Annotated in this window: 7 protein-coding genes and 1 pseudogene; all 8 read left to right on the top strand. The window is 70.1% G+C overall.

The window, feature by feature from the left end:
- Positions 1 to 123: 123 nt before the first annotated feature.
- Entirely contained in the window at positions 124 to 858 is a 735-nt protein-coding gene (locus tag AB0H87_RS32575) for a GNAT family N-acetyltransferase (RefSeq protein WP_360154406.1), read from the top strand.
- Positions 855 to 1,973, top strand: a complete 1,119-nt coding sequence (gene menC, locus AB0H87_RS32570; protein WP_360154403.1) for an o-succinylbenzoate synthase — start codon at positions 855 to 857, stop codon at positions 1,971 to 1,973. Before AB0H87_RS32575 ends, menC begins: the two co-directional genes overlap by 4 nt.
- 9 nt (positions 1,974 to 1,982) lie before the next feature.
- A complete protein-coding gene (locus tag AB0H87_RS32565) occupies positions 1,983 to 3,599 on the top strand; it encodes a helix-turn-helix domain-containing protein (protein ID WP_360154400.1) in 1,617 nt (538 codons plus the stop codon).
- Positions 3,600 to 3,802: 203 nt separating this feature from the next.
- Positions 3,803 to 4,048, top strand: coding sequence for a hypothetical protein (locus tag AB0H87_RS32560; RefSeq protein WP_360154398.1), 246 nt, complete (start codon positions 3,803 to 3,805; stop codon positions 4,046 to 4,048).
- A gap of 111 nt (positions 4,049 to 4,159) precedes the next feature.
- Positions 4,160 to 4,675, top strand: coding sequence for a hypothetical protein (locus AB0H87_RS32555; protein ID WP_360154395.1), 516 nt, complete (start codon positions 4,160 to 4,162; stop codon positions 4,673 to 4,675).
- A 108-nt stretch (positions 4,676 to 4,783) separates the two neighbouring features.
- Positions 4,784 to 5,728, top strand: a complete 945-nt coding sequence (locus AB0H87_RS32550; RefSeq protein WP_360154392.1) for a hypothetical protein — start codon at positions 4,784 to 4,786, stop codon at positions 5,726 to 5,728.
- Positions 5,729 to 5,835: 107 nt separating this feature from the next.
- Positions 5,836 to 6,693 carry an alpha/beta hydrolase gene (locus AB0H87_RS32545; protein WP_360154389.1) on the top strand — a complete coding sequence of 286 codons (858 nt, stop codon included), beginning with the start codon at positions 5,836 to 5,838 and terminating at the stop codon, positions 6,691 to 6,693.
- 383 nt (positions 6,694 to 7,076) lie between these two features.
- Positions 7,077 to 9,276: pseudogene (locus tag AB0H87_RS32540) on the top strand (hypothetical protein); the annotation flags it as partial.

Below are 9,276 nucleotides of genomic sequence, written 5' to 3'. Positions count from 1 at the left end.
TGCCGGGGGGGGCGCGCCCCCCCGCTAGGGACTTATGTGTTACGTGGGGGGGCGGGGGGGGGGGGGCCGGGGGGGGGGGGGGGCCGGGGCCGCGCCCCCCCCCCCGCCGGCGAAGTCCAGGAGATGTACCTGTTGTTCGACCGCATCTGGCGTCCCGACCCGCACAACCAACCGGTCACCGCCGCGCTGATCCGGGCGCTCAGCAAGGCGGACAACTACGTGGCCGGCGCGTACGACGGCGGCGAGCTGGTCGGCGCCTGTGTCGCCTTCTTCGGGCCGCCGGCACAGGCGACCATGCACAGCCACATCACCGGCGCGGTGCGGCGGGGTGTCGGCTTCGCGCTCAAGACACATCAGCGCGGCTGGGCCATGCGTCGGGGCCTGAAGACCATCTCGTGGACGTACGACCCGCTGGTCAGCCGCAACGCGTACTTCAACCTCGCGAAGCTGGCCGCGACGCCGAGCGCCTACCTACCCAACTTCTACGGCGGCATGAACGACGGCCGCAACGGCGCCGGCGACAGCGACCGGTTGCTGGTCACCTGGGACCTGACCGCGCCGGACGTCGACGCGGCGTGCGCCGGCCGACCGGCGACCCTCGGGCCTTGTGACGGGGCGGTGGTCGCGCTCGACCGGACGGCCGACGGCCGGCCCGCCGCGGGCGATCCCGGCGGGGACACGGTGCTGGTGGCCGTACCCCCGGATATCGAGACGCTCCGCCGGACGGAACCCGGCGTCGCGCACGACTGGCGGGTCGCGGTCCGCGAGACGCTGGGCACGCTGATGGCCGGCGGGTGGCGGGTGGCCGGGTTCGACCGGGCCGGTCGGTACGTGCTCACCAAGGGCGGGGACTCATGAAACTCACCGGGGTGGAGCTCCGGCACGTCCGGATGCCACTGGTGGCACCGTTCCGAACCTCCTTCGGCACCACCACGTCCCGTGACGTGCTGCTGCTGCGAGCGGTCACCACCGACGCCGAGGGCTGGGGCGAGTGCGTGGCGATGGCCGACCCGCTGTACTCCTCGGAGTACATCGGCGCCGCCACCGACGTGCTGACCCGGTTCCTCATCCCGGCGCTCGGCGCGATGGAGCATCTCGACGCGTACGCGGTCGCGCCGGCCCTGACCGCCTACAAAGGACACCGGATGGCCAAGGCGGCCCTGGAGATGGCGGTTCTGGACGCCGAACTGCGCGCCGCCGGCCGGCCGCTCGCCCGGGAGCTGGGCGCGGTCCGCGACCGCGTGCCGTGCGGCGTCTCCGTCGGCATCATGGCCTCGATCGGCGAATTGCTCGACGCGGTCGCGGGTTTCGTCGCCGCCGGGTACGCGCGGATCAAGCTGAAGATCGAGCCGGGCTGGGACGTCGAGCCGGTCCGCGCGGTCCGGGAGCGGTTCGGCGACGGACTGCTGCTGCAGGTCGACGCGAACACCGCCTACACCCTGGCGGACGCGCGGCACCTGAGCCGACTCGACCCGTTCGACCTGCTGCTGATCGAGCAACCGCTGGACGAGGAGGACCTGCTGGGCCACGCCGCGCTGGCGAAGCTGATCCGTACGCCGATCTGCCTCGACGAGTCGATCACCTCGGCCCGCGCCGCCGTCGCGGCGATCAGTCTCGGCGCGTGCGAGATCGTCAACGTCAAGGCGGGCCGCGTCGGCGGCTACCTGGAGGCCCGCCGGATCCACGACGCCTGCGCCGCGCACGGCGTGCCGGTGTGGTGCGGCGGCATGCTGGAGACCGGCATCGGTCGGGCCGCCAACGTGGCGCTCGCCGCGCTGCCGGGCTTCACCCTGCCCGGCGACACGTCGGCCTCCGACCGCTTCTACCGCACCGACCTCACCGCGCCGTTCGTCATGCAGGACGGCCACCTCACCGTGCCGACCGCCCCCGGCCTGGGCGTCGAGCCCCGACCCGACGTGTTCGCCGAGATCACCACCGAAACGGCCTGGATACCGGTCCCGCCACGCTCCTAGGCTGCTGCTGTGCGACCCAACGCGAGCCTCGGACGCGTCCTCGACGACCTGGGCGCCACCCTCCTCGAACTGGTTCACGGAGACCCCGACCAGGCGGTGGCCATCGGTGGTGTGGTCATCCACGATCCGCTCGACGAGCCGGCCCTGCCGCAGCATGCGCTCGTGCTCGGCGTGGGCGTCGGCGACGCCGCCTCGACCGCCCGGTTGCTCCGGACGCTCGGCCAGCAGGAGGCCGCCGGGCTGGTCGTGCGCTCGCCGGTGCCGACCGGCGACGACCTGGCCGCCGCCGCGGCGGAGTCCGGGGTGGCGCTGCTGGGGCTGACCCGCGGCGCTTCGTGGACGCAACTCGCCGCACTCCTGCGGTCGCTGCTGGCCGAGGGCGACGTCGGCGACGCCGAGCCGCAGACCCTCGGCGGAGTTCCGGCGGGCGACCTGTTCGCGCTGGCCAACGCGATCGCGGCGCTGCTCGACGCGCCGGTCACCATCGAGGACCGTAGCTCGCGGGTGCTCGCCTACTCGGGTCGGCAGGACGAAGCCGACCCGTCCCGCATCGAGACCATCCTGGGCCGGCAGGTGCCGGCACGCTACGCCCGCCAGCTCACCGACCGCGGTGTGTTCGGCGACCTCTACCGCAGCGACCAGCCGGTGTTCGTCGAACCCAGCGGCGACGACTTCCGGGTGCCGCGGGTGGCGGTCGCGGTGCGCGCCGGTGACGAGATCCTCGGCTCGATCTGGGCCGCCGTGCGGCAGCCGCTCAACCTCGACCGCATGCAGGCCCTGCGCGACGCCGCCCGGGTCGTCGCGCTGCACATGCTGCGCATCCGGGCCGGTGCCGACGTCGAACGACGCCTGCGCACCGACCTGCTCAGCACCGCCCTGGAGGGCGGGCCCGCCGCCCGCGACGCGCTGACCCGGCTCGGGCTCGCGAACCGGCCCGTCGCCGTGCTCGGGCTCGCCCTGCTCGGCTCCGAGGGCTCGGCCGGCGCCGACGCCGCGCTCGCCACCGAACGCCAACGGCTGGCCGACGCACTCGCCATGCACGTCGGCGCCGTGCACCCGAGGTCGGCGGCGGCCCTGGTCGGCGACGTCGTCTACGGGCTCGTGCCGATAACCCGGGGCAACGCCGACGGCGCCGTCCGCGTCGCCACCGACTTCCTCGACCGCGTGGGGGAGCGCATTCCCGCCGTGGCCGGCATCGGTCCGGTCGCGCAGGACGTGGCCGGGTTGGCCGCGTCGCGGGCCGAGGCGGACCGGGCCCTGCGGGTCCTGCGCACGGGCAACGGCGCCGGACGGCGGGTCGTGCGGTTGGCCGACGTACACGTGGAAGCACTGCTCTTAGATCTCGCCGACGTCGTGTCGGCCCGCGGCGACCGCCCCAGCGGCGCGGTCGCGAACCTGCTCGTCTACGACGCCCAGCACAACACCAACCTGGTCGACACGCTGCGGGCCTGGCTGGACGCGTTCGGCGACGCGGTCGCCGCCGCCGCGGCGATGTACGTGCACCCGAACACCTTCCGCTACCGGTTACGGCGCGTGGCCGAGATCGGGCCGATCGACCTGCGGGACCCCGATGCCCGCTTCGCCGCGATGCTGGAGCTGCGCCTCTCACCGCGGCGCACCGACTGACGGCTGCGCTTTGGCCCGTCGAAGTCGTTCTGAAGATGGGAGCATGGACGTCCAATCAGGCCAGCTCATCCGGAGCCGGACGAGCTGATGGAGCGCGTGGACCTGCCCGGCCACTGCCAGGTCGGTGAAGACCCGACACCAGCGCAGTCGAGGAGCGACAGCGCCCACGCGCGACGACGGCGCCAAGGTGCGACCATGACGGCATGGCCGGGCTCGCCGCATGGATCTGGACAGTTCTGGGCGGCGGTCGAAACCTGACAGACGATCAGGTCGACCGTGCCCGACAGCGCAAGGTGGGTCTCTTCGCCTATGAGCAGGCGAACTTGCTGCGCGACGGCAAGCTCAGCCGCGCCGAGGCAGTCGACGCGATCGCCGAACAGTTTCCCGAACTGGGCCGCGAGGAGGCCGCGCGAGCGCTCAACCACGGCTTGTACGAGTCGCTCTGGTAGTGCGGCGAGGTGCCGCACATTCGGATATGCCGCCCAGCGGGCTGCCGTCCGCGCCGATGGGCGGAGGGCCTTGGTGCGGGCAGATATCTTGTCGCCGTGAGGAGTGTTCCGGTGACGGCGCCCGATGACACGCGGTGGACGGTGCGTGTGGTCTGGGCACCACGATGGCGTGCCCTCGCCCGACGCTTCGGCGGCTGGCGCCGTAGGCGAAAGAACCGGCATGCCGATTCCGGTGATGTCGTCGACGGCGCCTTGAAGATCGGCGACGCGGCAACGTCGGGTTCGGGCGGCGGCAGGGCGGGCGGCTTCGACCTTGGCGACGCGATCGTCGTCCTCGTGCTCGTCTTCCTCGCGATAATCGCTGCCGCCGCACTGTTCTGGTGGGTGTTGCTTCCGCTGCTACTGGTCGCCATCGACCTCATGATCGTGCTCGTGCTCCTGGTCGTGACGGTTGTGGGGCGAGTGTTGTTCCGCCGGCCGTGGACGGTGGAGGCGACGGCAGGCAACGGCGAGCGGGTCATCGCTGAGGTCGTGGGATGGCGTGCGGCGCTGCGTACGCGTGACGAGGTCGCGGAGTTGCTGCGCCGAGGGCAACGGCCTGTCGATGTCCTGAGCCCGGCGGGGTAGTTGGATGGGCTGCTCCGGTCGACGCACCTGCTAGGCCCGGCAGCCTTTCTCGGGTTTGTCGTTCAAGGTCGCGACGGGCATCCTCGAGCCGTGCAATGGACAGACGACATGACTGTGCGCCTCGCTCGTGGAACGTCGACGCGCGCTCTGGTCTCGTACCTGCGGGCGGCGGACGAGTCGGGGGCGCGCCGGCGCGACGTCCTCGCCGTCTTGACCGAGCACTTCGCCCTGCCGTTCGATGATGCACGGCTCGCGATGGACCGCGTCGCCGGCGGAGTCACTCGTGCCGCGTCCGGCAACCGCGCCAACGAGCCGGACCCCGTCAAGGACCCGTTGGCGTGGACGTCGTACCGGATCGAGCTCGGGTTGCCCGTCGATGATGATGCTCTTGGACCATCGGCTGAGGAGCGGGCGTCCGCGGAGGCGCTCGTGGAGCGAGCGAGGCGTGGCGAGCCCACCCATGGCACCGAAGATGTCGCCGTAGCGCTCGAGGTAGCGCGCTTGGCGGTCGCGTCGCAGGAGCCGGGTCGGACGCGCTTTCATCTTCTGCTCGAAGCGGCGACGTCAATATCGGTCGCAGCCGAAGCGTGCATCGACCGGTTAGGGCAGCGGCCGTGTGCCCCGGAGGGCTCCCAGGAGTGGGTCGACGGTGTCGCGCTCGCCGCAGCCGCGCGGCAGGTCACCGCGAAGTTTGCTGCGCAGCCCGATGCGCAGCGCGAGGAACGTGGCCTCGGGCTCGTAGGACGCATCGTCACGCGCATGCTGGGCCAATGTCACGCCTTCGTGGGACGAGCGATGATCGAGTCGGCACGGTGCATCCGGCGAAACGGCGATCCAGACCGGGCCGCCACCCACGTCGAGCCGGTACTGGCTGATTTCGAGTTTCTGCTCGATCGATTTCAGGATGAGCCTCCGTTCGACGAGGACGTCATCGCCCTTGAGTACCTACTGGCCGCGGCCGAGCTCGTCATCGAGGTCAGAGGGATTTCAACCGAGCTCGAAGGCCTTCGGGACCGAACCAAGCAAGTGCTCGCCCGCGCGTCGACGGCGTGAGTTCCGCGGCTGTACGGCATCGAGACGTACCCATTGTTGATGGCATAGGTGCCCTGTCCTGGGTGTCTGTGGCCGGACAGTGGCACCGGGTGGTTAAGGATGTATCCGTGACAAACGGCGCGATCAGCCTCGCTGGCGGCAGGCCCTTGAGCTGGCATGAGTTCGGAGACCCGGACGGATCCCCGGTTCTCTACACCGCAGGGACGCCGGTATCGGGCCTGGGCGGAGCCTGCTACGACGAGACCGCGCGGGCAGCCGGCCTGCGGTGGATCTCGCCGGACAAGCCCGGCTATGGCGCCTCGGGTCACCAGCGCAGGCGCAGCCTCGCCAGCTGGAGTGATGACCTCCTCGCGATAGCCGGTCATCTTGGCCTGGACCGGTTCGCGCTTGCTGGCGAGTCCGGCGGTGCGCCGTTCACGTTGGCCGCTGCGCATCAGCTTCCCGACCGGGTCACTGTTGTCGCTCTCATCGCCGCGGGCGGGCCGATGAGCCCGGCCGAGCGAGTGGGCATGACGGCGAGCGCCCGGGTCATGAATTGGCTCGCCAGGAATGCGCCCGCACTCAACACGTTCCGTGTCGCCGCGATGCGTCGGGAGCTGGTCAGCCCGAAGAACCGGCATCGTGCCCTGCACGGCGCGATGTGTGCCGCACCGGATGCCGCGCACGCCGCCGCCGCGCGCATCGAAATCGAGGCCGTCGCTGACGCGCTGCGGCAGGGGACACGCGCGACAGTGCAGGAGCTCGCCCTGATCAAGCGCGAGTGGACGTTTCCGCTCGGCGAGGTCGCCACGCCGGTGCATCTATGGCACGGCGCTCGCGACCGTAACGCGCCGATCGCCTTCGCCCGTCGGCTCGCGCGCGAACTACCGGACGCCACCCTGCACATCAGCGACTCATCGGGGCACGATGTCGGCGTCGATCGCAGCGACCAGGTGATGTCTGTGCTTGCCGCGTACGTCAAATAGAGCACAGCCACCGAAGGGCCACGACGGACCGCGAGACAACATAACCTATCCGGATCACTCGTTCAGCGAGTTCGTCCTGAGGTTCGGCACACGCCGCGAGGACCAGCCCCACACCTTCGCGGCACATCCGTGGACGGGACGCCTCGAGTTCCGTCCGCCTCCTTCGATAGCAAGAAGGCCCACTGTTCAGGGCAACGTGCGCCTGGGATACGGCAGAGTTCCGCTAAGCGTTTCAGCGCTTCGTCGCCGCGATGTGTCACGGTCACGTTTCGCGCATTATGCGGGCTGCCCCAATTGTCGGGTGCGTTCCCTTCACTAGTGAGCATTCGAATGCTTGTCTGCCGGCAAGCATGCCCGTCCGGGCGTGCGCGGGAGGAAACACCGTGCGATATCAACGAACGCTTAGACGAGCGGTGAGCGTAGCGGGGCTGACCGCCCTTACGCTCGCGCTCGGAGGCGGCCCGGCGTGGGGCGACGACCACGAGAACCTGCCCGGCGAGCCCACCATCACGCTGCCGATCAACGACAGCGAGGCCGGCGGAACGTATCAGCAGGACTTCACCCGGGCGTACGCCGGCACCACGCCGGACGGCACGCCCGTCTACATCTACGTCCCGGAGGGCACGCCGCTGGACGGGTCGGCGCCCGCCGGGGTCGCGAGCCTTGACCCGGCCTTCGACCCGACGCCCGGTGACGAGTTCGTGCCGTGCGCCGATGCTCAGGCGGCCGACTTCACGCTGACCCAGGCGCAGATCGACTATCTCGGGGACACGCTGGCCAGCCAGGTCGTCGCGGTCGACGAGGAGCACTTCGGCCCGATGGACGCCGCGGACCCGCAGGAACCGGCCAGCGACTCGCTGGTCATGGTGGTCTACAACGTTCAGGACACCAACTATTACGACTGTGCCGAGACGACGTACACCGCCGGCTATTTCGCCCCGGACTACATCGACTCGGTCGGCATGAACGTGATCGTCATCGACGCGTTCGACTGGGCCAACCGGGTCGGGCCGGATGATGCCGAGTGGCGCGACGACGACCCGAGCAACGACCAGGCCACGTTGTACGAGGGTGTGATCGCGCACGAGCTCGAACACCTGCTGCACAACTACAGCGACGCGGGCGAGCTGTCCTGGGTCGACGAGGGCCTGGCCGACTTCGCGGTCTTCCTCAACGGCTTCGACGTCGGCGGGTCGCACCTGACGTACCAGCAAGTGTTCTATGCGGACACCTCATTGACGCGATGGGGCGGCGGATTGCAGAACTACGGCGCCGCGTACACCTTCTTCCAGTACCTCTGGGAACAGGCGGGTGGAAACGGCGACGGGACCTACACTCCCGACCTGCAGTACGACGCCGCGGGCGGCGACCTGCTGATCAAGCTGATCTTCGAGGAGCAGGCTGACGGCATGACGGGCGTGCAGAACGCGATCAACACGTTCAACGCGGCGACGTCGGGACCGGACCTGCGCAGCGCCGAGGAGCTTTTCCAGGACTGGGCCGTGGCCGTGTACCTCGACGACGAGGGGTCCGACCGGTTCGACATCAAGGCTGTCGACTTCGGCGACCCGCAGTTCACCACCTGGACGATCGACATCGCCGACGAACTGTTCTGGGCCGGCCGCGGTAACAACCAGGGTGCGCAGCCGGCGCCGAAGTGGCGTAACAAGGCCAACCACCAGGACCCGACGGCCGTGCCGTTCGGCATGCAGGTTGAGCGGTTCCGCAACCCGGGACCGACGGTCACGGTCGCGCTCGACGGGGACGATCAGACGGTCATCGCGCCGCACAGCGGCACGACTCACTGGTACGCCGGGTACGAGAGCCAGGCGGACAACATCCTCGACGTCACCACCGACGGCAGCGTCGCGTCCCTGGACTTCTGGACGTGGCACTTCATCGAGGAGGGCTGGGACTTCGGCTTCGTCGAGGCGCTCGTCGGTGGGCAGTGGGTGACCGTGCCGCTGGTCGACGACGCGGGCACCGAGGTGACCACGAACGACGACCCGCACGGCAACAACACCGAAGGCAACGGCCTGACCGGCACCTCGGGCGGGGCGTACTTCGTCGACGAGCCGGAATACATCCACCTGACGGCACAGCTGCCGGCCGGCACCACAGACGTGCGGTTCCGCTACTCGACCGACGCGGCGTACCTGGACACGGGCTGGTTCGTCGACGATGTGATGGTCGATGGTGCGGCGGCGACGCTGACCTCGTCGGACTGGATCCAGACCACCGGCGTGCAGGACAACAACTGGACGCTTCAAATCGTTGCGAGCTGCGACCTGACGCCTGGCGTGACCTCGACGGGCGAGATCGTCGATAGCACAGGCGGCAACTGGATCTACCGGCTGGAGGGCGACGCCATCGAGGTGACCGGACTGAACACCCGGTGCGCGAACGGCCCCCGACGTGACTTCGCCACGATCGTGTCGAACCTGCCCACCGGCGACCTCACGTACCTCGACGCCGACTACACCCTGACGCGGCCGGACGACCTGGTCGTCTACGGTGGCACCGGCAAGGCGGCGCGCGACTGGCCGTCGGACGGGTCCGCCAGGCTCGCGATGCCCGCCTCGT

The organism is Asanoa sp. NPDC050611 (genome assembly GCF_040654855.1).
GTDB lineage: Bacteria > Actinomycetota > Actinomycetes > Mycobacteriales > Micromonosporaceae > Asanoa.
This window is presented reverse-complemented; position numbering and strand designations above follow the sequence as displayed.

Coding starts and splice junctions, on each gene's coding strand:
- menC (WP_360154403.1), top strand. CDS start 855: ATGAAACTCACCGGGGTGGAGCTCCGGCACGTCCGGATGCCACTGGTG.
- AB0H87_RS32550 (WP_360154392.1), top strand. CDS start 4,784: ATGACTGTGCGCCTCGCTCGTGGAACGTCGACGCGCGCTCTGGTCTCG.
- AB0H87_RS32560 (WP_360154398.1), top strand. CDS start 3,803: ATGGCCGGGCTCGCCGCATGGATCTGGACAGTTCTGGGCGGCGGTCGA.
- AB0H87_RS32575 (WP_360154406.1), top strand. CDS start 124: ATGTACCTGTTGTTCGACCGCATCTGGCGTCCCGACCCGCACAACCAA.